This is a genomic window from Novosphingobium sp. JCM 18896 (assembly GCF_025938095.1).
GTDB lineage: Bacteria > Pseudomonadota > Alphaproteobacteria > Sphingomonadales > Sphingomonadaceae > Novosphingobium.
Window position 1 is genome coordinate 260,955 of record NZ_JAPCZF010000003.1, and the last position, 25,085, is coordinate 286,039.

The following is a 25,085-nucleotide window of genomic DNA, read 5'->3' on the forward strand; positions in this document are numbered from 1 at the left end:
CGCGGTCCGGAGTCGGAGCCGACGCTTGGGAGAGAACACAGATGGACGCCACCGGCGACGAACTGCGCGCGCTGCTCGATCGGGACCGCATCCGCCAATGCATCGAGCGCCTGGCGCGCGGCGAGGACCGTCGCGACGGCGCGATGATCAAGGCCTCGTACTGGCCCGACTCGGTCACCGACTACGGCGTGTTCCAGGGCGATTTCGACGCCTATTACGCCTGGGTCATCCCCGGCGCCGACGCGATCACCAATACCCAGCACGTCCTCGGCCAGACCTATACCGAGCTCGACGGGGACAGCGCCAAGGCGGAGACCCACGTCGTCTCCTACCACCGCGTCAACATGGGCCCAGGGGAAAACGGTGGGGAGCGCGACACCGTGATCGGTGGCCGGTATCTCGACGTCTTCACGCGTCGTGACGGCGAATGGCGGATCGCCAGCCGGACCATGCTCTATGACTGGTACCAGGATTGGGGCCAGTCGATCGACTGGTCGCAGGGCGTCATGGGCATGCCGTTCAGCCAGGAGTGGTTCTCGGGCCGCGCCAACGGCGATCGCAGCGTCGATTTCTTCGCGGGGCGTGCCTGATGGGCGCGCTGACGGGCAAGGTCGCGGTCGTCACCGGCGCCAGCCGCGGCATCGGCAAGGGCATCGCCCTGGTGCTCGCCGAGCAGGGCGCGACGGTCTACGTCACCGGCCGCACGGTGACCCCGGGCGAATACTACCTGCCGGGCACCGTGGGTGAGACCGCGGCGCAGTGCAGCGAGCGCGGCGCGGCCGAGGGCGGCAGCGGCATCGCGGTCGCCTGCGACCATGGCGACGATGCGCAGGTCGCGGCGCTGTTCGCGCGGGTGAAGGAAGAGCAGGGCCGGCTCGACCTGCTGGTCAACAACGCCTTCCAGCTGTCGGACGACCTGATCGTCAAGCAGCCGTTCTGGGAAAAGCCGCTGTCGAACCTCGAGATGTGGCAGGTCGGGGTGAAGTCCAGCTTCGTCGCCGCCTGGCACGCCGCGCAGATCATGGTGCCGCAGAAGTCGGGGCTGATCGTCGCGATCGGCGGCTATGCCGCGGTGTCCTATACCTTCGGCGTGGTCTTCGGCACGGCCAAGTCGGCGGTCGACCGTATGGCGCGCGACATGGCGATCGAACTTGAGCCGTACGATGTGGCTTCGGTCTCGCTGTGGCAGGGGCTGACCTTCACCGAGAAGGCGCACTACAACCTCAATGCCAATCCCGACATGAAGGGCAGCACCGTCACCAATCCCGACATCGGTTCCTCGGTCGAGCATCCGGGCCGGGTGATTGCGGCGATGCTCGCCGACGACAAGATCATGCGCCTTTCGGGCGGCACATTCATCACCGCTGAGGCGGCGCAGCTCTATGGCGTGACCGATACCGACGGCCGCACGATCCCCTCGCTGCGCGCCGAGCGCGGCTCGCCGATCTGGCAACCGATCCGTGCGCATGGATATGGCAATGGACGCTAGGCTCGCCGCCCTGCTCGACAAGCAGGACATTCTCGACGCGCTCTCGCGCTTCAGCCGCGGCATGGACCGGCTCGATCGCGAGCTCTATCTCTCGGCCTATCACGAGGACGCGGAGATGGCCGCGGGGCCTTTCGTCGGGCTCGCGTCCGAATGCGCCGACTGGGCCTTCCCGATGCACGAGGAGGGCCAGATCCTCACGCATCACGCGCTGCTCAACACGACGATCGATCTCGACGGCGACACCGCGCATACCGAGACCTACTATCTGTTCGTCGCGCGCAACAAGGACGAGAGCCTGGTCCAGGCCGGGGGGCGCTACATCAACCGGTTCGAGCGGCGGGCCAAGGACGGGCAGGGTGGCGCCTGGAAGATCGCGCTGCAGACCAACGTGATCGAATGGGCGGGGCTGCTGCCCGCGATTCCGATCCCTTTCGCCGACGTGCCCGATCTCTACGGCAACGGCGCACCGGCGCGCGACAGGAGCGATCCCTCGTATCGACGTCCGCTGACCAACCTGCGCACGCGGAACATTCCCTAGCTTCGAGCTTCGCACTCCCGCGAGAATCTTTTGTTCCGAACCACGGCGTGGTTCGGAACCGATCTGCGCGTCATGCGTTTTGCAGCCTGATCGAGCGCCCCAGGATGGCGCCGCAGGATACAAAGAGCGTGATGATGTTCCCCCATGCCAGATCGCTTGCACCAGCGTCTTTGAACCCCAGAATCTTTGAGGCCTCCGCCCTCGTTGAAGGGGGAGGCCTCGGGATCGGGTCACCACCGGTTTGCGGGGGGTGGGTACGGGAGGGCCAGTGGTGATACTGGCAAAACGTCACCCTTGGACTTTGGTTCCCCCTGATTTGAAAAATATTTTGCGAGGCTAGGAACAGACGCTGTGTTAGGACGTCAAGGGATTTGAGCGAGGATGGTAAAGGCGCCCGAGAACAGCTCCAGAAGACCGGTGCACTTTGACTATACCTTTCTAAACCCGTGTATTCTTGTTGAGGTATTCCATGTCGATGGCTGACCAGATTGCGGTCCAACTTCCCTATCTGCGCCGCTATGCACGCGCGCTGACCGGATCACAGACTTCGGGCGACACCTATGTGCGCGCCACGCTCGAGGCGGCGCTTGCGGACAAGGGCCTGCTCGACCAGATCGGCGAAAGCCGCGTTTCGCTTTACGCGGCGTTCAACCGGATTTGGTCCACGGGTCATGTCGAGGCCGCCATGGCCGAGGCTGACGCCGGCGCGCACGAGCAGGTCGCGCAGACCCGCCTCGCCCATGTCACCCCCGAACACCGTCAGGCGCTGCTGCTGACGACGCTTGAGGACTTCACCTCGGAAGAGGCCGCGATCATCCTCGATACCTCGGTCGACAATGTCGACGCCATGGTCGTCCAGGCGATCAACGAGATCGAGAGCGAGACCGCGACCGACGTGCTGATCATCGAGGACGAGCCGCTGATCTCGATGCAGCTCGAGAACCTCGTCACCGACCTCGGCCACCGTGTCATCGGCACGGCGGCCACGCGCACTCAGGCGCTCGAGATTTTCTCCGAGCATCCGGCGGGCCTCGTCCTCGCCGACATCCAACTGGCCGACGGTAGCTCGGGCATCGACGCGGTCGAGGACCTGCTCAAGTTCGGTGATCTGCCGGTGATCTTCATCACCGCCTATCCCGAAAAGCTGCTGACCGGCGAGCGGCCCGAGCCGACCTATCTGGTCACGAAGCCGTTCCAGGAATCGACCGTGCGCACCGCGATCAGCCAGGCGCTGTTCTTCGGCACCAGCCGCCCGCTGGGCTGACCGCGGATAGGTCACCACTGGTTTCGCTTCACACCCTCCCCTCACCGGGAGGGTGTTTTGCTTTGGGCGATTAGATCGTTTGCAAATGCACGTCTTTGCGCTTCGTCGATCCTCCCCTGAAAGGGGAGGGGGACCGCCCGCGCAGCGGGTGGTGGAGGGGTGTCACCCTCTCGATAGCGGGATACCCCTCCGTCATCGGCTGTGCCGATGCCACCTCCCCTTGCAGGGGAGGATCAAACATCTCTGCAAGCGATAGCGAGGCTGAACCCGCCCCTCAGCGTGTCGAACGCAGCGCGAAGCTCGTCAGCTTGCGCACGGGCACCTGCAGCGTGCATTCGACGCCTTCGGGATCGAAGCGCAGGTCGACCTTCGAACCCAGTTCGTGCGCGACGATCTTCTCGAGCAGATCTCGGCCGAAGCCGCGCTTGCGCGGGGCGACCACGGGCGGACCGCCGGCCTCGCGCCAGTGCAGCTCGGCGACGTCGGGGGCGATCAGGCGCCACTCGATGTAGACGCGCCCCTGGGTGGTGCTAAGCGCGCCGTACTTGGCGGCATTGGTCGCCAGTTCGTGGATCGCCAGGCCCAGCGACATGGCGTCGTTGGGCGCGAGGTTGATCGCCGGTCCCGCCATGTCGATATGGCCGTCCTTCTCGCCCATGTAGGGCGCGAGTTCGCTGCGGACGATCTCGGCAACGGGCGCGTCGGTCCAGTCGCTCTGCGACAACAGATCGTGCGTGGCCGACAAGGCGCGGATGCGGCCGGTCAGGCTCTCGGCGAAATCGTCGAGATCGACCGATCGCCGGCGCGTGAGCGCGACGATCGACAGCACGTTCGCCAGGGTGTTCTTGACCCGGTGGTTGAGCTCGCGCGTCAGCGAGTTGCGGATCGCCGACTGGTCGCTGAACCATTCGAGCACGATCCGGTCCTCGGCCGATCGCTTGGTGATCAGGCGGGCGATGAACATGACCAGCACGCCCAGCACCGCGCCGAAGACCAGGGTCGCGCGCGACAGCGCCGACAGCGTCCGCGCGCGCTTGAAGCTGACGCTGACGATCCAGGGGCGGTTGGCGATCACGATCCGCCGGTCGAGCGACACGTCGTTGTCGCCCTCGATCATGCGGGCCGCGAGCAGCCGGTCCGGCTGACGCTGACCGTCGTAGATGGCGATCTCGACGCCGCGATCGCGCACCAGTTCGACGGCAGAGCCGAGGAATTCGCTCGCGCGGAACGGGCTGTAGACGAAGCCGCGGACGTGGCGCTCGCTGCCTTGCCCGGCGAAGACCGGCATGTAGATCAGAAAGCCCTTGGCGTCGGTCGTGTCGCGGTCTTGAACGAGATGAACGAGACCGGAGGCTACCGGCTGGCCCAGGGCGGCCGCGAGATCCATGGCTTCGCGCCGGACGGGTTCCGAATACATGTCGAAACCGATTGCCGTACGATTCGAAGCGCTTCTGGGTTCGATGTAGACGATCGGTACGTAGACCTTGCGGCCGGGCTCGATCCCCGGTTTGATGCGATAGGCCGGGTCCACGACGTCCTGGACCGCTTTCTCGAACCGGGCGAAATCGTCGGCCGGGGTCCAGCGGGCCCAGGCAATCCCCCGCGAACCGTGATAGTCGTTGTCGCCGTAGAGCCCTTTGGCGATATCCGCGAAGGCCTCCGGAGAAACGCGTTCGTTGGCGGTGAACAGTGCCGCGCCCGCGCGCAGGATGGCGATGTTTTCCGAGGCCCGCCGCTGCAGGCCCGAAGCGAGCTCGGTGACGTTGCGATCGAGCTCGATCTGCCGGCGATCGGCCTCGGCGCGCTCGATCGCCATGACGCTGAGCAGCGTGCCCGCGGCAACGAGCACGAACAGGAGCAGCGGCCAGCCGCGCGGGTAGCGGTGAAACCACGCCTGTTTTTCGACACGGGCGAGCAGCGCTTTATCCATGACGCCTCAAATAAAACTCGGGGAAGACCGTCACGGACCTGCGCAAGTGCCCCCCTTCGACAACCTGCCAAGCATTCGTCGGCAATGGAACTATGTCCAGTCTTGAAAGTTCCACTTCCGACAGTCGTTATGAGCGGTGTGCTTGACGCTCCGGCGGATTGGAAGGAAATAGGACCTTGCAAGATGGAGTTCGTTTTGAGTCAGCCACAGGGAATGGATGACCGGAAGCGTAACCAGGGGCGCTCGGGAACGGCTGGCGATCGCGCCGAGCCGGGCCGTGCCGAACCGGGGTGGGCCGATGGCCTGAGGCAGCTCTACAACTCCGTCGTGCACGAACCCCTGCCCGACAGCTTTGACGACCTGCTCAAGAAGCTCGACCGGGCGAAGAATGAGCGTGACTGAGGGCTCGGTCGCTCACGATGACGAGGTCTTCAAGCGCGATCTGCTGACGGTCCTGCCGCACCTGCGCGCTTTCGCGCGCGGTCTCTGCGGCCGTCCCGACTTCGCCGACGATCTCGTCCAGGAAACCGCGATCAAGGCCTGGACCGCGCGCGAGCGGTTCACGCCCGGCACCAACATGCGTGCCTGGACCTTCGCGATCCTGCGCAATCATTTCCTCAGCGAGCTGCGCCGCAATCGCCACCAGGCCGACTACGATCCCGATTCGGCCGAGAGGCTGCTCGTGATGGAGGCCGACCAGGAAGCGCCACTGCATCTGTCCGACATGGAAGTGGCGCTGATGAAGCTTTCGCCCGAGCGGCGTGAGGCGCTGTTGCTCGTCGGTGCCGGCGGTTTTACCTATGAGGAAGCGGCCAAGATCAGCGACTGCGCGGTCGGCACGATGAAGAGCCGCGTTGCGCGCGCGCGCGACCAACTCGCGCGTTTGCTCGATCCCGAACGCGACACGATCACCGTCGAACACGAAAAGGCTTGAGGCCAAACGAAAACGGCCCGCCGAATGGGCGGGCCGTGGTCTCGTCGAGCCTGTCTGGAATCAGTCGGCCTTTTCGAGCTTGAACGCCGACTGATCGACCTCCGATGGATAGCGCCAGACGCTGCCACGTTCGAAGTTTTCCGAGGCGAAGCGCCAGTTCAGCAGCTTGTCGAGCACCGCCTTCACATAGGCCGGGCGCTTGTTCTGGCTGTCGAGGTAATAGGCGTGTTCCCAGACGTCGATCGTCAGCAACGGAATGCCGCTGTCGTCGCTGAACGGCGAATGCGCGTCGTGGGTCGAGACGATCTCGAGCTTGTCGCCCTTGAGCACCAGCCAGGCCCAACCCGATCCGAAGTGGCCCACGGCCTCGGCCTCGAGCTTTTCCTTGAACGCGTCGAGCGATCCGAAATCGCGGTCGATCGCCTTGGCGAGCGCGTCGCTCGGCGCGGTCGTGTCGGGGGTCAGGCTGTGCCAGTAGAACCCGTGGTTCCAGACCTGCGATGCGTTGTTGAACAGCTTGGCGTCGTCCTTCGCCGCCTTGACCACGTCGTTGAGGTCGGCGTCGGCCAGCTTGGTGCCGGCGATCGCGTCGTTGGTCTTGTCGACATAGGTCTTGTGGTGCGCGCCGTGGTGCAGGTCGAGCGTTCGCTTCGAGACGTGCGGTTCGAGGGCGGTGTCGGGGTAGGGCAGGGGGATGAGCGAAATGGTCATGACGGTTTCCTACTTGAGCATACCCTTTCAGAAACCTCGCCTCCCCGCCTGGTTTCTTCGCGCCAGTCCGGATGTGCAAAAAAGATGACGGGCCAGAAGGCCCGCCATCTCACTCAATATGGGGTGTCGACGGCTTAGCGAACAGAGCCGCGACGGAACAAATTGATGATCGCCAGCAGGACCACGGCGCCGAGGAACGAGGCGAGCAGCGACATGAAGTCGAAGGTGCCGCTGGTGATCGGCGCGCCGCCGATCAGCGGGGTGATCAGCACGCCCGCGATGAGCGCGCCGACGATGCCGACGACGATGTTGAGCAGAATACCCTGCTGGGCATCGGTGCGCATGACGATGCTGGCGAGCCAGCCGATGACGCCACCGACGACGAGTACGAGAATGAGAGTCATGGCACGCAAACTCCTGTCTTTATCGTGTAGACGCTAACGGCGGAGTGCGGCATTTGTTCCCGTATCGGGGTGTTTCGCGGTGCGCGGAATGGCGGCAAAACCAGCGTCGTGTGCGGCCTGCGATCGTGAGCCAAGTCATTGTCCCGCTTTGAAACAGTGCCCGGCAAGGGGCGAGACAGACGCCCTCGATCGTTGTAAGACGGTCGAGTCCGCCGCCTGCGACCACGGGTGGCTGATCTCGAAAAACACGACTGTCTGCCCCCGCTCCGGCGGGGGCTTTTTTATGCGCTGCGTTTAGGCGCTTGGTCTTCGCGCCTAAGCCGCGCTGCGATAGTCGTCCTGGAAGGTGGTCAGCAGCCGCGGCACGCGCAGCGCGGGCATCGCCTTGCCGTAGAGATAACCTTGGCCATAGGTACAGTTCCGCGCGAGCAGATGGCGTTCCTGTTCGCGGGTCTCGATGCCTTCGGCGACGATCTCGATGTCGAGGCTGTGGCCGAGGTTGATCACCGTGTTGATGATCGCCTGGTTCTGCGGATCGCGCTGGAAGTCGCTGAGGAACGAGCGGTCGATCTTCACGATGTCGACCGGGAACTGCTTGAGGTGCGACAGCGAGGCATAGCCCGTGCCGAAATCGTCGAGCGCGACGCGGATGCCGGCATCGTGGAGCTGGCGCAGCGCTTTCTCGACATATTCGGCGCCGCGGCCGAGGAATACCGTCTCGGTCACTTCGACCTGCAGGCAGTCGTGTGGAAGCGATAGGCCGGCAAGGCTGGTCAGCAGGCGTTCGGCGAAATTGTCCTGACGAAGGTCGGCGGCGGTGACGTTGATGGCGACGTGACCGAACGGCAGCCCGCGATCGAGCCAGCGGCGCATGTCGAGCAGGACCTGGGCCAGCATGCGTTCGGTGATCTCGTGTGCGAGTTCGAGGTCCTCGAAGGCGGCGGCGATCGTGCCCGGCATCTGCACGCCCTGGGTGGGGTGACGGCAGCGCAGCAGCGCCTCGAAGCCCGCCACACGCCCGGTGCTGAGTTCGACCTTGGGCTGGTAGTAGGGCACGATGAAACCGCGGCTCAGCGCGTGCCGCGCCAGCGAGAGCTGGCGGCTGCGCTTTTCGACCGCCGATTTCATGCTCGGGCGGAACACGGCGATCTGGCCCTTGCCGCGCGCCTTGGCCTCGTAGAGCGCGATGTCGGCGTGTTTGAACAGTTCCTCGGCGCCGTCGCCATGGCGTGGCGCGAGCGAGGCGCCGATCGAGACGCGGCATTCGTGCGGCCGGCCCTGGTAGAGCCAGGGTTCGCGCAGGCTGTCGAAGATGCGCTCGGCGAGTGCCACCGCGCCGGGTTCGGTGCGGACATTGCGCGCGATCACGGCGAATTCGTCGCCAGCCAGGCGGGCGACGACGTCGCCCTGGCGTACCGCGCGGCCGATGCGTTCGGCTACGGTCTCGAGCAGCCGGTCGCCGGCATCGTGGCCGAGCGTGTCGTTGACCGTCTTGAAGTTGTCGATGTCGAGCGCAAACAGCGCGAAACCTTCCTGTCCGGCCTGGCGGACGTGGCGGTCGAGATGCGTCTGGAACTGCGCGCGGTTGGGCAGTTTGGTCAGATCGTCGTGCGAGGCCTTCCAGCGGACCTTGTCCTCGATCTGGCGCTTTTCCGAGATGTCGCGCGAGATCACCATGTAGCGGAACGGCCAGTTGTGGTCGTCCGGCAGGCGCGAGACGATCGAATCGTACCAGCGGTGATCGCCCGAGGCATTGGAGAAGCACAGCGTGAAGCGCCCGCTGCCGTCGCTTCGCGCCGCGGCCAGGGCGGCGTCGCGATCGGCGCGGGTGGCGTCGTCGAGCAGATGGCCATAGGGCTTGCCGATGATCTGCGAGGCGTCGTCGAGGCCATAGGCGCGCAGGATCGCTTCATTGGCGAAGAGCACCGTATAGTCCTCGTCGAGCAGCGAGATGCAATCGGGGTTCGCCGAAGCCACCAGCCGGCTGAACTGCTCGCTGTTGCGCAGCTCGATTTCCTGCTGACGCCGCGCGATGTCGCTGCGGTAGAGTACGATCGCGCAGGCGAGCAGCAGGGTCGAGGTGACCATGACGTTGCCCATCACCTGCAGCGCCATGCCCGCTTCGCGCCCGTAGAAGCCGTGGCGCTCGCCGAGGATGCGCAGCACGGCCACGGTCAGCGGGATGAAGATGATCAGCGGCAGGGTGATGCGGAACATCGCCCCCGAGGGGCCGCGATCGCGCAGCACGAGCATGAGGCCGATGTCGCGCGACAGCGCCATGACCGCGAAGCCGATCGCCTGCAGGCCGATCGCCGTCGGCTTGGCCATCGGCAGATAGGTGCCGAAGCGATTGAAATAGAACAGGCTGAAGGTGTGCCCGACGATCACGAAGGAAGCACCGAGCATGACCCACATCGCCAGGAGCTGCGCCGCCTGGCGCGTGCGACGTCCGCGCGCCTGAAGCAGGCTGAGCGCGAGCCCACCGAACATCAGCGCGACGGCGGTGTTCGGAGCCATGCGGCTCGGGCGCGGGACGATGTCGCTGTCGAGCAGGTCGGCGAATATCATGCGATCGACGGGGATTCCGCCCAGCGCCAGGTCCGCGATCTTCGCGACGGCGATGGCGACCACCAGCAGCGCTGCACTCAGGGCCCAGGATCTCCGGCCGCGCGCGGTGAAGGCGATCGCGGCGCCGCCCAGTATCAGGGCGATCGCGGTTGCCGGATTGAGCGTGGCATATTCGATCAGCCGGACGCGCAGGAAGTCGCTGGCGAAGACCCAGCCCGACATGCCGAGCAGGCCCATGGTGATCGCCGTGGCCGCGCAGGCGTAGATCGCCGCTTGCGCGCACCCGATGTCCCGCAGGCGGGCAGTCAGGGACTGGCGTCGTTCCATGCTGCGCGATTTCCTCATACCTGCCCTGGCAGGCGTGCACTTTTGAACTCTTCCTGTTCTTCGGCCGTTTTGGTTGAGATTTCGCTAAGCTTGTTTTTCGCGGTAAATGCCGGCTTTGGCCGGAAGGGAAGAGGCACTTGACCGGCCATTCCCCACGCTTGACCACTTCGGCCGCGCCCCGCACGACTAGGAAAATCGGGCGGAGGACCGGCGCATGTTCCTGAGGAACCATTATCAGAACGCCTACATCACGCATGACCTCGAGGCGGCGATGACGCTCGTCACCGACCGCTGGGGCGTGAAAGATTGGATCCGTTTTGAACCAGACATGGTCCTCAAGACGCCCGAGGGCGACAAGGAAGCCAGCGTACGCGTGGCGCTGGGCTGGTGCGACGATGTGCAGATCGAACTGATCGAACCGGTCAAGGGCTGGACCGATCCCTATGCCTGCGTGCTCGGCGCGGACAAGAGCGATCCGACGCCGCGGTTCCATCACGTCGCGGTGCGTCGCGACGACGAGGCGCAGATGCGTCGGGAGATCGCCGATCTCGGCTTGCCCGTGGTGTTTGAGGGCTCGGTGCCCGGGCTCGTCTTCATCTATCTCGATGCGCGCGAGTCCACGGGTCACTTCTTCGAATATGTCTGGGCCGATGCCGAGGGCTGGCAGGGTCAGGGCTGGCCGGCGGGCAAGCCGGTCAAGCCCTAGCGGGGGTCACCAGACCGGGCGACCCTCGGGCCAGCCGACGAACTGCCAGGCCTCGGGGCTCTTCCAGGTGAACTCGACATAGTGGCCGAGCGACTTGCGGCCATCGAGATAGACGAAGATCAGCGGCGGGATCTCGGCTTCGCTGGTCAGCGGCCCCTCGAAGGCCAGCGGCAGGCCCAGCGCGGCAATCTCCTGGCGCATCTCGGCCTCGTCGTCGCGGCGCAGCGAGATGTGGTGGAAGCGCGGCACGCAGTCGGTCTTGTCGGCCGGCAGCATGGCCAGATAGTCGTCGACATAGCCCGACACCGGCTGGATGATCTCGATGTTGAGCCCACCCGCCCAATAGGAGGCGACGCGGTTCGCCATCGGCTGGTGGCCCTTGGGCGTCTTGATCGTCAGCACCGGATCGATCCGCTGGAACGGCTCCATATCGTACTGGTTGCCGATGATCTCGATCGCCTTGTCGAGATCGTGCGTGACGTAGGCATTCTGCATGTGCCCGCGCAGGAACATCATCGTCTCTCTCCCTTTACTTTCCGCGCCAGTCTTCGGCGATCGGGCCGAAGGCGTCTGCGATCTTTTCCTCGGACCAGCCGTAATCCTCGAGCTCGTAACCGTAGGAGCCGAGCTTGTGGCGCGGGTTGTCCAGGTCCCACTGGCGCATCGCCGCTTCGCCTTCCTTGGTCCAGGGCAGGCCATGTGCGGCATAGACCTCGCGCGCGACAGAGATGCCGTCGGCGACGCAGGTCTTGTAGTCGGCCTCGATCAGCCGGACCTCGGAGCCCTTGGCCTGCCTCTGTTCGAGATAGCGCTTGGCCTCGTACGCCCAGATGTCGACCGTGTATTGGCCGACGAATTTGGGATCTAGCGGATCGAAGGTGTTCTGCAGGATCTCGGTGCCCATGCGCATCGACGAGCCCATCGTCTTGTAGATGTCGCGCCGCGAGATGACGAAGGTCGCGCGCGGGAAGACCTCTAGCACTTCGAGGAATTCGCCCGTGTTGCAGGGGTTCTTGAGCAGCCACGGCCCCTTCTTGCCGCCCTGTTGCCACTGCAGGTATTTGAGCATCTGCTTGAGATAGGCCTGCGACGGCACGCGGCTGCGCGAGCGCAGCCAGTCGAGGTAGGAATAGTCGGGCGCGGTGATGAACTGGCCGATGTTGTCGAAATTGGCGATCGGGATGAAGCTCGATTCCTCGGCCTCGTCGGCGGCGAACTCGTGCATCTTCTGGTAGGTGTCGCCGGTGTTGGTCACCGCGTTCATCATCCGCGCGGCCCATTCGCGGCGCGGCGCGGGATTGCCGCGTTCCTCGCCGGGGAAAGGCGCCGGGTTCCACATCGCCCAGGCCGGGGTCGCCTGCAAAGCCGGATCGGCCGAGAGGAAACGCTGGAGCTTGGTCGTGCCCGAGCGCGGCAGGCCGAGCACGACGATCGGATCGTCGACGTCCTCGTCGAGGATCTCGGGGTACTTCTCGACATCGGCTTCCCAGCGCAGCCGGTTGACCAGGAAGCGCAGCGAATTGGCGTGCATGATCTGCACGCCGCTCAGCGAGATGGCGATGTTGTGCGGGATCGCGAGGACGCGGTGCAGTCCCTCGAAGAAGCTCTCGTCGCGGAATGCCTTCGCGCCGGTGCCGGCCTCGGCGAAGGCCTGGTCGAGCAAGGGCTCGAAGGTGAAGGCCTGCTTGGCCTGGCTCAGTTCGTCCATGTCTCCCATCCCCTCAGAAATCGTGGAACCGGCGGCGGTAGACCGAGACCAGCCGTGCCTCCATCTGCGCCTGCCGCTCGGCCGGGCTGATCCGCGGCATGTCGGGTGAGATATGCTGGTCGAGTTCGGCCAGCGGCACGACCTTGACCCTGGGTTCGGGCTGCGGGCTCTTGGTCTCGAAGAAGCGGAAGCCGACGAGGTGGGTGGTGCGGCCCGAACAGTCGAACCAGTTGGGCAGGCCCGGGTCCTGCCATGTCGCGATGAAGCGCACCTTGCCGTCGGCCTCGTAGTGGACCTGGGCGAGGTTGTAGTTGAGCAGCCGCGCCCACCAGTCGCCGGGCTCCCACTGGAGCTGGGTCAGCTCGACGTTCCAGTATTCGCAGTCGGGCTTGTCGACCTCGATGATCACCGCCTCGTCGGGCTGGCAGCGGAACGCGCCCGAGAAGTAGTCGGTGCCAGCGAAGGCGCCGGGCACGACAAAGCGCGCGATCTTGTCGGGCGGCGAGGCCAGGTGACCCTTGACCCCCGCCTCGCAGAAATCGGCGTGGACCCTCAGCAGGTCGACCAGCCGCTTGAACCGCTCCTCCGAACTGTCGCGCGTCAGCAAGGGCGCCGGGAAGACCTGGTTTTCGCAGGTCAGCATCAGATTGGCGGGCTGCTCGCTGAACCAGTCGGCATAGTACTGGCGGATGTGCATTTCGCAGCGACCCTCGGGCAGCTCGAGCCAGACCTGGTCGGCACCGAGCTGCGTAGGCCGCTTGTGGCTGAGCACGACGTCGATGTCCTTGCCCGCGGCGAATTGCGGGGTGTCGACGTTGTTGGCGTTGCCGATCATCTTCCAGCCGCCGACGAAGTCGCACGAGTGGCTGTTGTAGGTGCTGATCTGGAACACCGCGCAGGAGCCGCGATTGCCGCGCAGGCGATAGGTGTGGGCGCCGTGCAGGATCGCCGAATGATAGTTGCAATCGGTCGACTGGAGCTGGAACTGAATGCGGTTGGTGCCGCCCATCTTGGTCAGGGTCGGGTTGCCGTAATCGCCCTCGACATGCGCGGCGTGGCCGAAGCTCATGTTGCGCAGCAGGTGGCGCAGCGCCTCGTAGGTGTTGATCTCGCGGTCTTCCTCGGGCCAACCCAGGATCTGCTTCTTCAGCGAATAGCGCATCGATTCGACGAGCTTGTCGAGTTCGCCATAGGCATAGGCCAGCGCCCCTTCGTCCGAGGAAAAGTCTGCCGCCGCGCGCTCGGCACTGTCGGCGACGGGCACGAAATTGTCCTGCGACATGCCACTCGAATTGTCGGTCATCGGTCTTGCCTCAGTGCTTGTCGTCGAGGGGATAGGTGCGCGCCGCACCCGTCTTGGGCAGGGTCAGCCCAGTGCCGACCACGGCGCCGCCGTCGGCCACGAGCGCATGGCCGTTGACGTAGGACGAGGCCGGCGAGACGAGGAATTCGAGCACCGAGGCCATCTCGTCGGGATCCGCCCAGCGCTGCAGCGGCACCTGGCGCTTGAGCGAGTGATAGTGCGGCGGCAGGTCGGCCTCGGCGACGCCTTGCTGCCCTTCCATGCCCGCGATCGCGGTCTTGGTCGGTCCGGGGCACAGCGCGTTGATGCGGATGCCTTCCCAGCCGATCTCGCGCGACAGCGACTGGACCAGCCCGATCAGCGCGTGCTTGGTCATCGAATAGGCCCAGTTCTCGGCTTCGCCGCCGACGCCCATGGTCGAGGAAGTGACGGCAATCGCGCCACCGCCGGCCTTGCGCAGCAGCGGCAGTACCGCGCGGATGCCGAGCACGGGGCCGACGAGGTTGACGCCGAGCACGCGCTGGAACTGCGCGAAGGGCAGGTCGTCGATCGAGCCGCCGCCGCCGATACCGGCGTTGAACACGGCCGCGTCGAGCCCGCCGAAACGCGCCTCGGCTTCGGTTGCCATGCGCCGGTTGTCGTCTTCGGACGCGACGTCGATCGCCAGTGGCGTGATGCCCGCGATGCCTTCGGCCCAGGCCAGCTTGCCGGCGTCGTGATCGGTCGCCAGCACGCGCCAGCCGGCTTTCGCCAGTCGCTCGCAGGTCGCCCGGCCGATGCCGCCGGCGGCGCCGGTGACGACTACGCTCTTGCCTTCGCTCATCGTGCTTCTCCCGTTATCGCGGACCGATCTGCCAGCCGCCGCTCGCGTCGATCACCTGGCCGGTGATCCAGGCGGCGCGGTCGCTGGCGAGCCAGGTGATGGCTTCGGCGATGTCGCTGGGTTCACCCATGCGGCCGAGCGCGGTGACCGAGGCGATCCAGTCGCGCGTCGCCTGGTCGGCTTCGAGATCGAGGCTCTCGCCCGAATATTCGCCGCGGGTCAGGCCCGGCGCGACCGCGTTGATGCGGATCCCCAGCGGGCCGAGTTCGGGCGCCAGGGTGCGCGTGAGTTGGTTGAGCCCGGCCTTCGAAGCACCGTAGACCGACAGCTTCTGCGTCGGCACCAAGGTGTAGTGCGAGGCGGTCGACGATACGATGACGATGTTGCCGCGGCTCGCCTCGAGATGCGGCAGCGCCTGCTTGAACAGGCGCGTGGTCGCGGCGAGGTTGGTCGCGAAGATCGTCTCGATCTCCTCGTCGCTGGTCTCGGCGAAGCTCTTCCACAACTGCGCGCCGGCATTGCTGACGAGCACGTCGAGTTTGCCGTGGCGGTCGATCACCGTCTGCAGCGCGCGGGCGCGGTCCTCGGCGCTGGTCAGGTCCATCTGGACGTAGCTGATGCTGCCCGGCGCCAGGGCGCTGACTGCCTGCAACGGTGCTTCGCGGCGCGCGGCGATGACGACCTTGGCGCCTTCCGCCGCGAACATCAGCGCCGTGCCTTTGCCGATCCCGGTGCCTGCGCCCGTGATCAGCGCGACCTTGCCTTCGAGCATGCCCATGGCCGACTCCTCTTCCTCTCGATGAATAATCTGTGGGAATTAGGGGTGGCGGTCAAGCGGCTGGCGCTTGACCGTCAGGGCGAGGCACTTGGCTCGCCGGGAAGCAGGTCCTGTGTATCGATCGAGAGCGGCGCGGTCAGTGCGCTCGCGCACATGTCGATCAGGTTCGCGGCAATCAGCGCGATCTCCGCCGGCGCGACCTTACCCTGGCCAAGTCGCTCCTCGGCGATCGCGAGCACCGAATGGATCATGTTGATCAGATAGCCGATGCGCAGTCGCCTCACGGCTTCGGGCAGGTAGCCGATCAGCCGCTCGATGTGAGCGTAGATCTCTACGCTGAACGGTGTGAGTTCGCGCGCGACCGCATAGTCCTGCCGGAACCGTTCATACTGCTGCATGAAGCGGATGTAGAAGTTTCCCTCGTCGCGCGGGCGCAGTTCCTCGACCAGCGGCATGATGAAGGCTTCGAGGTAGAAGCGCAGGTCGCGCTTGCCCGAGCGCGCCTCGAGCATGGCGCCGCGCCGCCGGTCGAGATCGGGCCAGCGGTACATCAGCACGGCGTGGACCAGCCCCTCGCGCGACCCGAAGTGATAGTGTGCGGCGGACATGTTGCGCTGGTTCGCGGCCTGGTTGACGTGCCGCAGGGCGACGGCCTCGATGCCGCGCTCGGCGAACAGCCGCTCGGCCGCGAGGATCAGCGCGGTTTCGCCACTGCCCGGATTTTCCGAAACCCGCCTTGCCTTGTCGGTCACGCCCTGCCTCACTTGATAATTCCTAAAGATTAGGACAGTCTTGCCGTCTTGCCAAGCCGCTCGACAGCAGCGGCCGGCGCGAAGGAGAGCATGCGATGAAGGTCGGGATCACCTGCGGTGGCATCGGTCCTTATGCCGATGGCAATTTCATCCGGTATTCGGCGCGCGCCGCCGAAGCCGCGGGCTTCGCACACTATTGGCTGCCCGAGCACGTCATCCAGTTCGCGGCCTATCCCGAAAGCACCTATCCCTACGCCGCCGGTTCGGGTCAGGAGATGCCCGAACAGAGCGACGATGCGCCGCTGCAATGGGACGACGATACCTATGCCATGGCCGACGTCCGATCGCCGCTGGTCGATCCGGTCATGGGCATGGCCTGGGCGGCGGCAGCGACCTCGACGATCGAGGTCGGCAGCAACATCCTCGTCCTGCCGCAGCGCAATCCCGTGTTCCTGGCCAAGGAACTGGCCTCGCTCGACAGCTTCTCCGGCGGCCGGGTGGTGCTCGGCGTCGGTGTTGGCTGGGCCAAGGAGGAGTTCGACGCGCTGGGTCTCGACTTTTCGACGCGCGGTAAGCGCACCGACGAGGCGATCGTCGCATTGCGGCGGCTGTGGCTCGACGAGACTTCGTCGTACCACGGCCATCATTTCGACTTCGCCGGCGCCTATTCGTTTCCCAAACCCTTGCGCACGGGCGGCGTGCCGATCCTGATCGGCGGCGAGAGCAGGCCGGCCATGCGCCGCGTGGCGCGACTGGCCGACGGTTGGTTGCCATATAATCTGCCGATCGATCAGGCGCCGCAGGTGATTGCCGAGCTCAAGGCGATGACGCGCGAGGCGGGGCGCGATCCCGAGGCGTTGCGGATCATCAAGATCGTCTACAGCAACGCATCGCTCGACGATCTCAAGCGCTATCGCGATGCCGGCGTCACCGAATTCAACCTGGCCTCGAGCGGCGAACTTCCGTTCGAAGAGGCGGGCGTTAAGGCCAAGTTCGCTGAATTTGCCGAGACGATCGTCGGCCCGATCGGGGAATTGTAAGGACTTGGCTTGATCAGGCCGAAACAGGGTTAGCAAAGCGGCAAGACTGTTTCGCAACCAGTCCGGTAAAGTTCACAACAAGGCATTTCGCGCAAACAGGAACGGTCAGCCGTCGTGTGAAGGGCACTGCGGCCGGCCCCAGTAGACCCGCGCCCCCGCTTTGCCAGCGGGGGCGCACCCGGGAGGGGCTCGGCCGTCGATCGTACTAGATGCGCTGGCGCTCCGCGGCGATGTTCTCGAGCGCCTTGCTGACGCGGCGATGTTCGCTGGCGAGCTTCGATTCCTGCTCTTCCGAAATCGGATCGGAAGCGCTCATGCCTTCGGATTCGGCCTCGAGCCGCTGGTCGAGATCCTTCTGCCATTGGCGAAGCAGTTCCTCGCGCGTGTCGAGATCGAGCGCGATGTCTTCGCGTAGCTCTTCGGGGCTCGAATAATGCCGGCGCGGATCGGGCGCCTTGTCCGCCACGGCGTCCTTGGTGACGGCCTGCGCTGGCGCATTTTCGGCGATGTCACTCATCGTGTTCTCCTGTTCTCACGGTCGCTCCGGACCGGTTCCGAAAGAACGCGGGGTGCGTCGGCGCGGTTCCCCGTGTCGAAGCCGTTCCGTGCAAAATTGCCCAGACGGGAACCATCGCGCCGTCAAAACAGTTAATGGGGTCAAGGACTAACAAGCGGAGGTTATCGCATGGCGGTGGAGATGAATGAGGCGGCTGAGCCGGCCGAGCGCGAATTCGCCCCCCTCAGCGACAGGGATTTCAAGCGCGCGCTCACCGAAGTCGCACCCCATCTTCGTGCCTTTGCTCGGGGACTTTGCGGTTGCCGCGATCGTGCGGACGACCTTGCCCAGGAGGCATTGCTGCGCGCCTGGGCTGCGCGCGACCGCTATCGCGCCGGGACGAATTTCAAGGCCTGGACCTTCACGATCCTGCGCAACCACTTCTACAGCGAGGCGCGTCGCGCTCGCTTCCATGGCGACTACGATGAAGGCGTCGCGGAACGCGTGCTGCGCGCACCGGCCTCGCAGGAGAGCGCGGTCGAACTCTCGGACGTTTTGCGCGCGCTGGCCGTGGTGCCCGACACCTATCGCGAGGCGCTGATCCTCGTTGCCATCGGCAGCCTGTCTTACGAAGAGATCGCCGATATCTGCGGAATTGCGCTGGGCACGGTGAAGAGCCGCATCTGCCGCGCGCGGGCCATGCTCAGCCATGTTCTCGCTTCGGGCAAGCTGCCGGACTTCCGTCACAACTTCGTTCTGTCGGGCGACGCGGTCAGTGCGTTCTTCGCGGAACTGGCGCGCATCGCCAATCCCGAAAACCTGCCCCAGAGCCTGGACGCCCGGGCAGCCTGAAGAAGCGCGAATGTTGCAAACGACGACCCGTGCAAGTGCCAATGTCCTCATCGTCGAGGACGAATTTCTCGTGGCGCTCCAACTCGAGGACATCCTCACCGATGCCGGCCACAAGGTGGTCGGCATCGTGCCGGATCAGGCCTCGGCGCACGCGCTCGACGAGCCGCCGCAAGTGGCGCTCGTCGATCTCAATCTGCGCGATGGCCCCTCAGGGCAGACGATCGCGCAGCAGCTGGCCGAGCGTTATGGCACGGTGATCGTCTATGTGACCGCCAATCCCGCGCAGATCGCCACGCCGGCGCCAACTGCGCTCGGCGTGGTTCAGAAGCCGTTCTCGCATCACGCGATCCTCGCGGCCGTGACCATGGCGATGAACGGCGAGGCCGAGCACGTACCGCCCGAGCTGAACCTGTGCTTCCGCACGGCGAAATGACCCCTTCCTTCTGACGGTGCCGCGATGAACGAGGCTGTCCTGACCGGGCTGCAATATTACGGCGCCGTCGCGGCGACGATCGCCGCCTTGCTGGTTTCGCTCGACCTCGGGCGGAAATGGACCGGCTATGCCATGGTCGTGTTCGTCACCTCTTCGCTCGCGCTGATCGCATGGGGCTTTCTCCAGCCCGACAGCGAAGGCATCGGCATGCAGAACGTGGTGCTACTGGTGATCAATGCGGTGGGCGTCTGGCGCTATCTGCTGTCGCCCCACCGCAAGGATGCCGCAGATGGTCCCCAGCAGGCCGCGCCCGCCGGCTGATCCGCTTTACTTGATCGACGCCTGGGGTTGGATAGCATAGCCCCGGTTCGGTGCTGGTGCTCTCCTATCGGACTTCGCAGCGGCCTGATGCTCTGCAAACGCTTCGTATTCGCCCCGCGCCACGTTCGCGGCCTCGGTACCGATCATCCAGAAACCGGCGATAGCGATCATCGCCAGCGCGGCCAGCATGATCGCCATGGTCGCCGAAGCGCGGTTTTCTCCAGCGCCGGGTGGCGAATTTCCCGTTTCATGGACGGCGGGGCGGCTGTGCTCTTCAGAGCGCGACATGGCGATCTCCTGGTCTGCCCGCGCTGCCCCGTGTGTTCACCAGCGAAAATGCCGTGGCTTTGTCGGCGTTCCCCGAGCGCGATCGGTCGAGCCCTGCGCTCGTTGGATTGCGTCCAGCGGCGCGCGCCATCGCTTCGTCCCGAATTTGTGCAGTGCAAGAAACCTTCGCGGGCGCAGGTCGTTCAAGGAGGAGCGGCGTGCGGGCGGACGCGCGCCTGCAACCGAGAAGGGTCAATCATGGAGAACGTGCTTCTGGGAAACGGTGGCGATCGGCCGGCTTGCGATCCTGCATCGGCGGTCGTTTCACTCGAACCCAGAACCCCCGGCTCGCACCCGTCGGCGCGGTCGATGCGCGTGGCGCTCGTTGGCAATTTCGCCCCGCGCAAGTGCGGGATCGCGACCTTCACCACCGACATCTTCGAACAGTTCGCCATTTTCCAGCCCGAGACGCAGCTCGACGTCTATGCGCTGCAGGACCCCGAAGACCCCGTGGTCCACGATCGTGCCCACGCCGAGATTCGGCGATCCGAGCCCGCGTCCTATGCCGAAGCCGCGCGCCGAATGAACGAGGACGGCGTCGATGCCGTCTGGCTCCAGCACGAATTCGGCATCTTCGGCGGTGATTGCGGCGAGCAGGTGCTCGGCCTCGTCGAGCGGATCGCGGCGCCGCTGATCGTCACCTTGCACACCGTGCTGTCGCATCCGTCGGCCAAGCAAGACGCGATCACTCGCCGGCTGGTAGCGCGCGCGAGCCACATCATGGTAATGTGCCAGACCGGGCGCCGTCTGCTGATCGAGCGCTACGAGGCGCAGGCAGATCGAGTGAGCGTGATCGAACACGGCGCGCCCGATCGGCCGCTGCGTCTGTCGCACTTCGACGACGGCGGAACAGTGCGCCGGCTGATGACCTTCGGTCTGCTTGGACCGGGCAAGGGATTGGAAACCGCGATCGAGGCTCTGCCGGCGATCGTCGCGCGGCATCCCGAGGTCGTCTATCGCATCGTTGGCGTCTCGCATCCGAACGAATTGCGCCGGCACGGCGAGGCCTATCGCCAGAGCCTCGAAGCCCTGGCCGAAAGCCTCGGCGTCGGCGGGCATATCGAGTGGGTCAACCGCTTCCTCGACACCGACGAACTCGTCGCGATGCTCGAGGACTGCGACATCTACATGACGCCCTATCTCAACCTCCAGCAGGCGACTTCGGGCACGCTCTCCTATGCCGTCGCGCTGGGGCGGGCGATTGTCTCCACCCCCTATATCCATGCGCGCGAGCTGCTGTCGGACACGGGTGGAATGCTTGTCGAGCCCAGCGATGCCGAGGCGATCGCCCAGGCCGTCACGCGGTTGCTCGATCATCAGGGTGAGCTCGAGGCCTTGCAACTGCGCACCTATCGGCGAGGCCGGCAGACGATCTGGCGGCATTTCGCGGCCAATGCCAAGGCCATGCTCGAAACCGCGGTGGCGCCGGGGAGGGCCCTGCCGGCGACGGTCGAGCGGATCGCGCCGGGGCTCGCCGCCTTCGATGCACTCTGCGACGGTACCGGCATGCTCCAGCATGGGCACTATGCCGTGCCCAACCGCCATCACGGCTATTGCCTCGACGACAACGTCCGTGCGCTGATGTTGGTCAACCGCGTGCCCTGGCGCAGCCCGGGCGAGGAACTGCGGCGGGCGAGCACCTTCGCATCGTTCCTGCAATATGCCTGGAACCCCGATGCAAAGCGCTTCCGCAACTTCATGAACTACGATCGCTCGTGGTGCGAGGACGTCGGTTCGGAAGACAGCAACGGTCGCGCGATCTGGGCACTGGGCGACACCGCGGCGCACTCGCGCATCGTCGGTCTGCGCAACTGGGCCGCACAGGGTTTCGCCAGCCACGCCGAAATCGCTTTCGAGTTCGAGGCGCCGCGTTCGATCGCGTTCGCCGCGCTGGGCGCTGCCGCGCTGCTCGAGGTCGATGCTGGCAACCGCGTCGCGCAGGCGATCGTCGGGCGCTGCGGCGACATGCTCGAAAAGCTGCTGTGCCGCACGCGCCGGCCCGACTGGACCTGGTTCGAGACGGTGATCGGCTACGACAACCCGCGCCTGTCGCAGGCGCTGATCGATTGCGGCCGGGTCAGCGGCCGGCCGGCCTGGATCGAAGCGGGGCTCGACAGCCTGCGCTGGGTCATGGCCAACCAGTGCGGCGCGGGGGGGCAGTTCCGCCCGGTCGGTTCGGAGAGCTTCGGCCGTGGCGGCGACATCCTGCCGTTCGATCAGCAACCGCTCGAAGCCTGGGCGGCGATCGACGCCTGTGCCGCGGCGCGGCGCTGCGATCCGGCCTCGACCCTGTGGCTCGAACACGGACGCCGCGCCTATCGCTGGTTCCTCGGCGAAAACGATCGCAACGTGCCGCTGGCCGATCTGCAGCTCGGCTCGTGCATGGACGGGGTGACTCCGCTCGGCGCGAACCAGAACGTCGGCGCGGAATCGCTGCTCGCGTTCCAACTGGCCTATTATGGTTTCGAGCAAATGCTGGGATGTGCCGGTCCCGACTGGAGGGAAGATGCGGCTCAGAGCCATCAAGGATGATGCAGAGGCCCTGCCCGAGCCCGGTTCGGGTAGTGGCCTGTTGAACCTGCACGAGCGCAAGCTGGTCGCGACGCCGTCGCGCGTGGTGATCCGGCCGTTCCATCTGGGCTGGCAGGCCTCGGGCCACAGCTCCTCGCGCGCGGGACGGCTGGTTTCGGACATCCTCGCGCTCAGCGACGAGGAGGTCCACGCCGAGTATCGCGCGATCCTGTCGGACTTTTCCGAGCGGCACTGGCAAACCGAACGCGTGTTCGACGAACGCGCGGCCGAGGTTTCGGCGACCTTGCGCCTGCCCAAGACGCTGTCGCTCGAGCGCAGCCGGCTGATCGGCGCCTATTTCTGCCACGAATATTCTTACCAGGCCGCGGCGCTGATGAACCCCAGCGTGGTCGTGCATCCCGATCAGTCGGGGCTGACCGGCGGGGCCGTGCGCTTCGTCATGTCGATGCGCGCGGTGGGGGAAGGGCACATCAGCTCGATCGCCTTCCGCGAAGGAATCGTCGAGCCTGACGGTGTGTTCGACCTCTGGCCGCAACCGAATGTCGCCACGGCGGTGTCGATGCTGCACGATCACGCGCCCGAGGTGGCGGACGACGTCCACGTCCGGCGTCATCCCGAATCGACGCTATCGGGTTCGGTGATCTTTCCCATCACCGAGCATCAGCGCGGCGGGCTGGAAGACCTGCGCCTGGTCCATTTTGACAATGGCGACGGCACTTTCGAATGGGTGGGCACCTATACCGCCTACAACGGCCGCGAGATCCGTTCCGAACTGATGACCACCCGCGATTTCCGCGATTTCCGCTTGCGCCCGATCGAGGGGCGGGCGGGGCGCAACAAAGGGCTGGCGCTGTTCCCCGAGAAGCTCGGCGGCTCCTATTACATGATCGGTCGTCAGGACGGGAAGAACCTCTACCTGCTGTCCTCGGATCGGATCGACCGCTGGGACGACGACGGGGTGCTGCTGCTTGAACCTAAGTTCCCCTGGGAATTCATTCAGATCGGCAATTGCGGCAGCCCGATCCTGACCGATCACGGCTGGCTGGTGCTGACCCACGGCGTCGGCGCGATGCGCAAGTATTCGATCGGTGCGATCCTGCTCGATCGCAACATTCCCTCGAAGGTGCTTGCGCGCAGCGAGAAGCCGATCCTTTCGCCCAAGGACAGCGACCGCGAGGGCTACGTGCCCAACGTGGTCTACACTTGCGGCGCGATGAAGGTCGGCGAGACGCTGTTCATGCCCTATGGCATCTCGGACAGCGCGATCGGCTTCGCCACGGTCGGGATCGAAGACCTGATCGCCTCGCTGGGGTAATCAGCGCGCCATCATCTGCAGCGGGATGCGGGCGCTGACCTGCAGGCCGTCCTCGTGCCAGTCCTGCCGGAGTGTGCCGCCGAGCTGGCGCGTGGTGCTGATCTCGATCAGCTGCGAACCGAAGCCCGGCGCGGGATCTGGCTTTACCGGCGGTCCGCCGCTCTCGTGCCAGGATAGTTCGACGCAGTCTTCCGCCGGGGTCGAGACGATCGTGATCCGGCCGGTTTCGGTGGCGAGCGCGCCGTATTTCGCGGCATTGGTCGCCAGCTCGTGGAAGAACAGCGCCAGCGGGGTGGTCGAGCGGTCGTCGATGCGCACGTCCTCGCCCTGCAGCGCGATGCGTTCGCCCGGGGCTGTCTGATAGGCGGCGAGCAGGCTTTCGAGCATGCCGAACAGGCTGTTGTGCGAAAGCGCCGAGCGCGATTGCTCGCTGTGCGGGCGGACGAAGTCGTGCGCGCGGCCCAGCGCCAGCACACGCTGCTGGAGATCGCCGCCGAGTTCGGTCAGCGCGGGGCTGCGGCGCAGTGACAAGGTGATGAGCCCGCCGATCACCGCGAAGATGTTCTTGATGCGGTGGCTGAGCTCGCGCGTCAGCAGCGCGTGTTGCTCGGCCGCGGCCTTGTGCTCGTGGATGTCGGTACAGGTGCCGAGCCAGCGATAGATCTCGCCGCGCTCGTCGCGCATCGGCATGCCGCGCACGAGCATCCAGTGATATTCGCCGTCGGCGCGGCGCAGGCGGTATTCGAGCTCGTAGGTGCCGCCGGTGCGCACCGCCTCGTGCCAGACCCGTTCGACCTCGGCCAGATCGTCGGCATGGAGGAACTGCATCCAGCCTTCGCCATAGCTCGCTTCGGCCGGCATGCCGGTATAGTCGCACCACAAGCGGTTGAAGTAGTCGGAGCGGCCGCTGGCTAGGCTCGACCAGACCATCTGCGGCATCACGTCTGCCATGACCCGGAACCGCTGTTCGAGGTCGTGCAGCGCGGTTTTCGAACGCGCGGCGTCGGCGCGGCTGCGCGTATCGAGCCGCCAGCGTTCGAGCAGGCCCATCACCGCATCGGCGAGGGTGCGCAGGCCTTGGATTTGCTCATGGGTCAGGTCGGTGCGCGCGCGCGTGTCGATGACGCAGAGCGTGCCCAGCGGCGCGCCTTCGAGCGATCGCAGCGGTTGGCTGGCATAGAGCCGGATACCTGGATCGCCGGTCACCAGCGGATTGTCGCGGAAGCGCGAATCGTCGCGCGCGTCGGGCACGATCATGCCGTCGTCGGCCAGCCGGCCGAGATCGCAGAAGGCCTGCTCGCGCGGCGTGCCCTCGACTTCGAGCCCGCTGCGCCCGACGAACCTTTGCCGATCTGCCTCGACCAGACTGACGAGACCGATCGGCGCGTCGCACAGCTTGGCCGCCAGCGAGGCCAGGCGATCGAGCTGTTCGCCGATGCCGGGGCGGTCGACCGGATAGGAACGCAGGATCGCCAGCCGCCGGGCTTCTGCGCCCAGGCTCGACCAGGCTTCGCTCACGTTCCTATCCCTCTGC

At 65.6% G+C, this 25,085-nt stretch carries 26 protein-coding genes; 13 read left to right on the top strand and 13 right to left on the bottom strand.

Features of this window, described 5'->3' with window-relative positions; genetic code table 11:
- Window positions 1–41: 41 nt before the first annotated feature.
- The 4 genes from OLX23_RS11600 (at window position 42) to OLX23_RS11615 (ending at window position 3,291) form a co-directional block, all read left to right on the top strand.
- On the top strand, window positions 42–590 hold the full coding sequence (locus tag OLX23_RS11600) for a nuclear transport factor 2 family protein (protein WP_264445154.1): 549 nt from the start codon (window positions 42–44) through the stop codon (window positions 588–590).
- A complete protein-coding gene (locus OLX23_RS11605) occupies window positions 590–1,489 on the top strand; it encodes an SDR family NAD(P)-dependent oxidoreductase (protein ID WP_264445155.1) in 900 nt (299 codons plus the stop codon). Before OLX23_RS11600 ends, OLX23_RS11605 begins: the two co-directional genes overlap by 1 nt.
- Complete coding sequence (locus tag OLX23_RS11610) at window positions 1,479–2,027, top strand: nuclear transport factor 2 family protein (RefSeq protein ID WP_264445156.1); 549 nt, start codon at window positions 1,479–1,481, stop codon at window positions 2,025–2,027. Before OLX23_RS11605 ends, OLX23_RS11610 begins: the two co-directional genes overlap by 11 nt.
- Window positions 2,028–2,496: 469 nt before the next feature.
- Complete coding sequence (locus tag OLX23_RS11615; protein WP_264445157.1) at window positions 2,497–3,291, top strand: response regulator; 795 nt, start codon at window positions 2,497–2,499, stop codon at window positions 3,289–3,291.
- Between the two features lie 274 nt (window positions 3,292–3,565).
- Here OLX23_RS11615 and OLX23_RS11620 read toward each other — a convergent pair whose 3' ends face one another.
- Window positions 3,566–5,221: a CHASE domain-containing protein gene (locus tag OLX23_RS11620; RefSeq protein WP_264445158.1), complete on the bottom strand. Its 1,656-nt coding sequence runs from the start codon at window positions 5,219–5,221 to the stop codon at window positions 3,566–3,568.
- A 183-nt stretch (window positions 5,222–5,404) separates the two neighbouring features.
- Between OLX23_RS11620 and OLX23_RS11625 the strand changes: the two genes are divergently transcribed.
- Together OLX23_RS11625 and OLX23_RS11630 are read left to right on the top strand one after the other, a co-directional pair.
- Window positions 5,405–5,623 carry a NepR family anti-sigma factor gene (locus OLX23_RS11625; protein ID WP_264445159.1) on the top strand — a complete coding sequence of 73 codons (219 nt, stop codon included), beginning with the start codon at window positions 5,405–5,407 and terminating at the stop codon, window positions 5,621–5,623.
- Entirely contained in the window at window positions 5,610–6,155 is a 546-nt protein-coding gene (locus tag OLX23_RS11630) for a sigma-70 family RNA polymerase sigma factor (protein WP_264445160.1), read from the top strand. Before OLX23_RS11625 ends, OLX23_RS11630 begins: the two co-directional genes overlap by 14 nt.
- A 60-nt stretch (window positions 6,156–6,215) precedes the next feature.
- On the opposite strand, the gene OLX23_RS11635 is transcribed toward OLX23_RS11630, so the two are convergent.
- The 3 genes from OLX23_RS11635 to OLX23_RS11645 form a co-directional block, all read right to left on the bottom strand.
- Window positions 6,216–6,866, bottom strand: a complete 651-nt coding sequence (locus tag OLX23_RS11635) for a superoxide dismutase (RefSeq protein WP_264445161.1) — start codon at window positions 6,864–6,866, stop codon at window positions 6,216–6,218.
- 134 nt (window positions 6,867–7,000) lie between these two features.
- Window positions 7,001–7,270: a GlsB/YeaQ/YmgE family stress response membrane protein gene (locus tag OLX23_RS11640; RefSeq protein WP_264445162.1), complete on the bottom strand. Its 270-nt coding sequence runs from the start codon at window positions 7,268–7,270 to the stop codon at window positions 7,001–7,003.
- A gap of 315 nt (window positions 7,271–7,585) precedes the next feature.
- Entirely contained in the window at window positions 7,586–10,165 is a 2,580-nt protein-coding gene (locus tag OLX23_RS11645; RefSeq protein ID WP_264445163.1) for a putative bifunctional diguanylate cyclase/phosphodiesterase, read from the bottom strand.
- Window positions 10,166–10,379: 214 nt separating this feature from the next.
- Between OLX23_RS11645 and OLX23_RS11650 the strand changes: the two genes are divergently transcribed.
- Window positions 10,380–10,871 (top strand): VOC family protein, encoded by a 492-nt coding sequence (locus OLX23_RS11650; RefSeq protein WP_264445164.1) that lies wholly within the window; start codon window positions 10,380–10,382, stop codon window positions 10,869–10,871.
- Window positions 10,872–10,877: 6 nt separating this feature from the next.
- On the opposite strand, the gene OLX23_RS11655 is transcribed toward OLX23_RS11650, so the two are convergent.
- The 6 genes from OLX23_RS11655 to OLX23_RS11680 all read right to left on the bottom strand — a co-directional run bounded on the left by OLX23_RS11655 (window position 10,878) and on the right by OLX23_RS11680 (window position 16,247).
- The gene (locus OLX23_RS11655; protein ID WP_264445165.1) at window positions 10,878–11,387 is read right to left on the bottom strand and encodes a VOC family protein; all 510 of its coding nucleotides are present in this window, start codon (window positions 11,385–11,387) and stop codon (window positions 10,878–10,880) included.
- Window positions 11,388–11,400: 13 nt separating this feature from the next.
- Window positions 11,401–12,579 carry a sulfotransferase family protein gene (locus tag OLX23_RS11660; RefSeq protein ID WP_264445166.1) on the bottom strand — a complete coding sequence of 393 codons (1,179 nt, stop codon included), beginning with the start codon at window positions 12,577–12,579 and terminating at the stop codon, window positions 11,401–11,403.
- A gap of 13 nt (window positions 12,580–12,592) precedes the next feature.
- Complete coding sequence (locus OLX23_RS11665) at window positions 12,593–13,882, bottom strand: hypothetical protein (protein WP_264445167.1); 1,290 nt, start codon at window positions 13,880–13,882, stop codon at window positions 12,593–12,595.
- A 10-nt stretch (window positions 13,883–13,892) separates the two neighbouring features.
- The gene (locus tag OLX23_RS11670) at window positions 13,893–14,705 is read right to left on the bottom strand and encodes an SDR family NAD(P)-dependent oxidoreductase (RefSeq protein ID WP_264445168.1); all 813 of its coding nucleotides are present in this window, start codon (window positions 14,703–14,705) and stop codon (window positions 13,893–13,895) included.
- 13 nt (window positions 14,706–14,718) lie between these two features.
- Window positions 14,719–15,483 carry an SDR family NAD(P)-dependent oxidoreductase gene (locus OLX23_RS11675; RefSeq protein WP_264445169.1) on the bottom strand — a complete coding sequence of 255 codons (765 nt, stop codon included), beginning with the start codon at window positions 15,481–15,483 and terminating at the stop codon, window positions 14,719–14,721.
- 74 nt (window positions 15,484–15,557) lie between these two features.
- Entirely contained in the window at window positions 15,558–16,247 is a 690-nt protein-coding gene (locus tag OLX23_RS11680; protein WP_264445170.1) for a TetR/AcrR family transcriptional regulator, read from the bottom strand.
- An 83-nt stretch (window positions 16,248–16,330) separates the two neighbouring features.
- On the opposite strand from OLX23_RS11680, the gene OLX23_RS11685 reads away from it, so the two are divergent.
- Window positions 16,331–17,275 (top strand): TIGR03619 family F420-dependent LLM class oxidoreductase, encoded by a 945-nt coding sequence (locus tag OLX23_RS11685; RefSeq protein WP_264445171.1) that lies wholly within the window; start codon window positions 16,331–16,333, stop codon window positions 17,273–17,275.
- A 205-nt stretch (window positions 17,276–17,480) separates the two neighbouring features.
- Here the strand turns inward: OLX23_RS11685 and OLX23_RS11690 are convergent, their stop codons facing one another.
- On the bottom strand, window positions 17,481–17,792 hold the full coding sequence (locus tag OLX23_RS11690) for a hypothetical protein (protein WP_264445172.1): 312 nt from the start codon (window positions 17,790–17,792) through the stop codon (window positions 17,481–17,483).
- A 180-nt stretch (window positions 17,793–17,972) separates the two neighbouring features.
- Here OLX23_RS11690 and OLX23_RS11695 point away from each other — a divergent pair, with 180 nt between their 5' ends.
- Genes OLX23_RS11695 through OLX23_RS11705 form a run of 3 tightly spaced genes read left to right on the top strand, consistent with a single transcriptional unit; the run spans window position 17,973 to window position 19,377 of the window.
- Window positions 17,973–18,623, top strand: a complete 651-nt coding sequence (locus tag OLX23_RS11695) for a sigma-70 family RNA polymerase sigma factor (RefSeq protein ID WP_264445173.1) — start codon at window positions 17,973–17,975, stop codon at window positions 18,621–18,623.
- 10 nt (window positions 18,624–18,633) lie between these two features.
- Window positions 18,634–19,056, top strand: coding sequence for a response regulator (locus OLX23_RS11700; protein ID WP_264445174.1), 423 nt, complete (start codon window positions 18,634–18,636; stop codon window positions 19,054–19,056).
- A 24-nt stretch (window positions 19,057–19,080) separates the two neighbouring features.
- A complete protein-coding gene (locus OLX23_RS11705; protein ID WP_264445175.1) occupies window positions 19,081–19,377 on the top strand; it encodes a hypothetical protein in 297 nt (98 codons plus the stop codon).
- A 6-nt stretch (window positions 19,378–19,383) separates the two neighbouring features.
- Here OLX23_RS11705 and OLX23_RS11710 read toward each other — a convergent pair whose 3' ends face one another.
- Window positions 19,384–19,665 (bottom strand): hypothetical protein, encoded by a 282-nt coding sequence (locus OLX23_RS11710; RefSeq protein ID WP_264445176.1) that lies wholly within the window; start codon window positions 19,663–19,665, stop codon window positions 19,384–19,386.
- Between the two features lie 348 nt (window positions 19,666–20,013).
- Here OLX23_RS11710 and OLX23_RS11715 point away from each other — a divergent pair, with 348 nt between their 5' ends.
- A complete protein-coding gene (locus OLX23_RS11715; protein WP_264445177.1) occupies window positions 20,014–22,236 on the top strand; it encodes a glycosyltransferase family 4 protein in 2,223 nt (740 codons plus the stop codon).
- A complete protein-coding gene (locus OLX23_RS11720) occupies window positions 22,211–23,551 on the top strand; it encodes a glycoside hydrolase family 130 protein (RefSeq protein ID WP_264445178.1) in 1,341 nt (446 codons plus the stop codon). The genes OLX23_RS11715 and OLX23_RS11720 overlap by 26 nt, the downstream gene beginning before the upstream one ends.
- On the opposite strand, the gene OLX23_RS11725 is transcribed toward OLX23_RS11720, so the two are convergent.
- Window positions 23,552–25,069: a PAS domain-containing protein gene (locus OLX23_RS11725; RefSeq protein WP_264445179.1), complete on the bottom strand. Its 1,518-nt coding sequence runs from the start codon at window positions 25,067–25,069 to the stop codon at window positions 23,552–23,554.
- Window positions 25,070–25,085: the final 16 nt, after the last annotated feature.

Bases quoted from the DNA above. Each gene is read 5' to 3' on its own strand.
- OLX23_RS11610 (WP_264445156.1), top strand. From the start codon at position 1,479: ATGGACGCTAGGCTCGCCGCCCTGCTCGACAAGCAGGACATTCTCGAC.
- OLX23_RS11705 (WP_264445175.1), top strand. From the start codon at position 19,081: ATGAACGAGGCTGTCCTGACCGGGCTGCAATATTACGGCGCCGTCGCG.
- OLX23_RS11600 (WP_264445154.1), top strand. From the start codon at position 42: ATGGACGCCACCGGCGACGAACTGCGCGCGCTGCTCGATCGGGACCGC.
- OLX23_RS11605 (WP_264445155.1), top strand. From the start codon at position 590: ATGGGCGCGCTGACGGGCAAGGTCGCGGTCGTCACCGGCGCCAGCCGC.
- OLX23_RS11670 (WP_264445168.1), bottom strand. From the start codon at position 14,705: ATGAGCGAAGGCAAGAGCGTAGTCGTCACCGGCGCCGCCGGCGGCATC.
- OLX23_RS11625 (WP_264445159.1), top strand. From the start codon at position 5,405: ATGGAGTTCGTTTTGAGTCAGCCACAGGGAATGGATGACCGGAAGCGT.
- OLX23_RS11640 (WP_264445162.1), bottom strand. From the start codon at position 7,270: ATGACTCTCATTCTCGTACTCGTCGTCGGTGGCGTCATCGGCTGGCTC.
- OLX23_RS11720 (WP_264445178.1), top strand. From the start codon at position 22,211: ATGCGGCTCAGAGCCATCAAGGATGATGCAGAGGCCCTGCCCGAGCCC.
- OLX23_RS11630 (WP_264445160.1), top strand. From the start codon at position 5,610: ATGAGCGTGACTGAGGGCTCGGTCGCTCACGATGACGAGGTCTTCAAG.
- OLX23_RS11615 (WP_264445157.1), top strand. From the start codon at position 2,497: ATGTCGATGGCTGACCAGATTGCGGTCCAACTTCCCTATCTGCGCCGC.
- OLX23_RS11635 (WP_264445161.1), bottom strand. From the start codon at position 6,866: ATGACCATTTCGCTCATCCCCCTGCCCTACCCCGACACCGCCCTCGAA.
- OLX23_RS11620 (WP_264445158.1), bottom strand. From the start codon at position 5,221: ATGGATAAAGCGCTGCTCGCCCGTGTCGAAAAACAGGCGTGGTTTCAC.
- OLX23_RS11675 (WP_264445169.1), bottom strand. From the start codon at position 15,483: ATGGGCATGCTCGAAGGCAAGGTCGCGCTGATCACGGGCGCAGGCACC.
- OLX23_RS11660 (WP_264445166.1), bottom strand. From the start codon at position 12,579: ATGGACGAACTGAGCCAGGCCAAGCAGGCCTTCACCTTCGAGCCCTTG.
- OLX23_RS11645 (WP_264445163.1), bottom strand. From the start codon at position 10,165: ATGGAACGACGCCAGTCCCTGACTGCCCGCCTGCGGGACATCGGGTGC.
- OLX23_RS11710 (WP_264445176.1), bottom strand. From the start codon at position 19,665: ATGTCGCGCTCTGAAGAGCACAGCCGCCCCGCCGTCCATGAAACGGGA.
- OLX23_RS11650 (WP_264445164.1), top strand. From the start codon at position 10,380: ATGTTCCTGAGGAACCATTATCAGAACGCCTACATCACGCATGACCTC.
- OLX23_RS11715 (WP_264445177.1), top strand. From the start codon at position 20,014: ATGCGCGTGGCGCTCGTTGGCAATTTCGCCCCGCGCAAGTGCGGGATC.
- OLX23_RS11665 (WP_264445167.1), bottom strand. From the start codon at position 13,882: ATGACCGACAATTCGAGTGGCATGTCGCAGGACAATTTCGTGCCCGTC.
- OLX23_RS11695 (WP_264445173.1), top strand. From the start codon at position 17,973: ATGAATGAGGCGGCTGAGCCGGCCGAGCGCGAATTCGCCCCCCTCAGC.
- OLX23_RS11655 (WP_264445165.1), bottom strand. From the start codon at position 11,387: ATGATGTTCCTGCGCGGGCACATGCAGAATGCCTACGTCACGCACGAT.
- OLX23_RS11685 (WP_264445171.1), top strand. From the start codon at position 16,331: ATGAAGGTCGGGATCACCTGCGGTGGCATCGGTCCTTATGCCGATGGC.
- OLX23_RS11700 (WP_264445174.1), top strand. From the start codon at position 18,634: ATGTTGCAAACGACGACCCGTGCAAGTGCCAATGTCCTCATCGTCGAG.
- OLX23_RS11690 (WP_264445172.1), bottom strand. From the start codon at position 17,792: ATGAGTGACATCGCCGAAAATGCGCCAGCGCAGGCCGTCACCAAGGAC.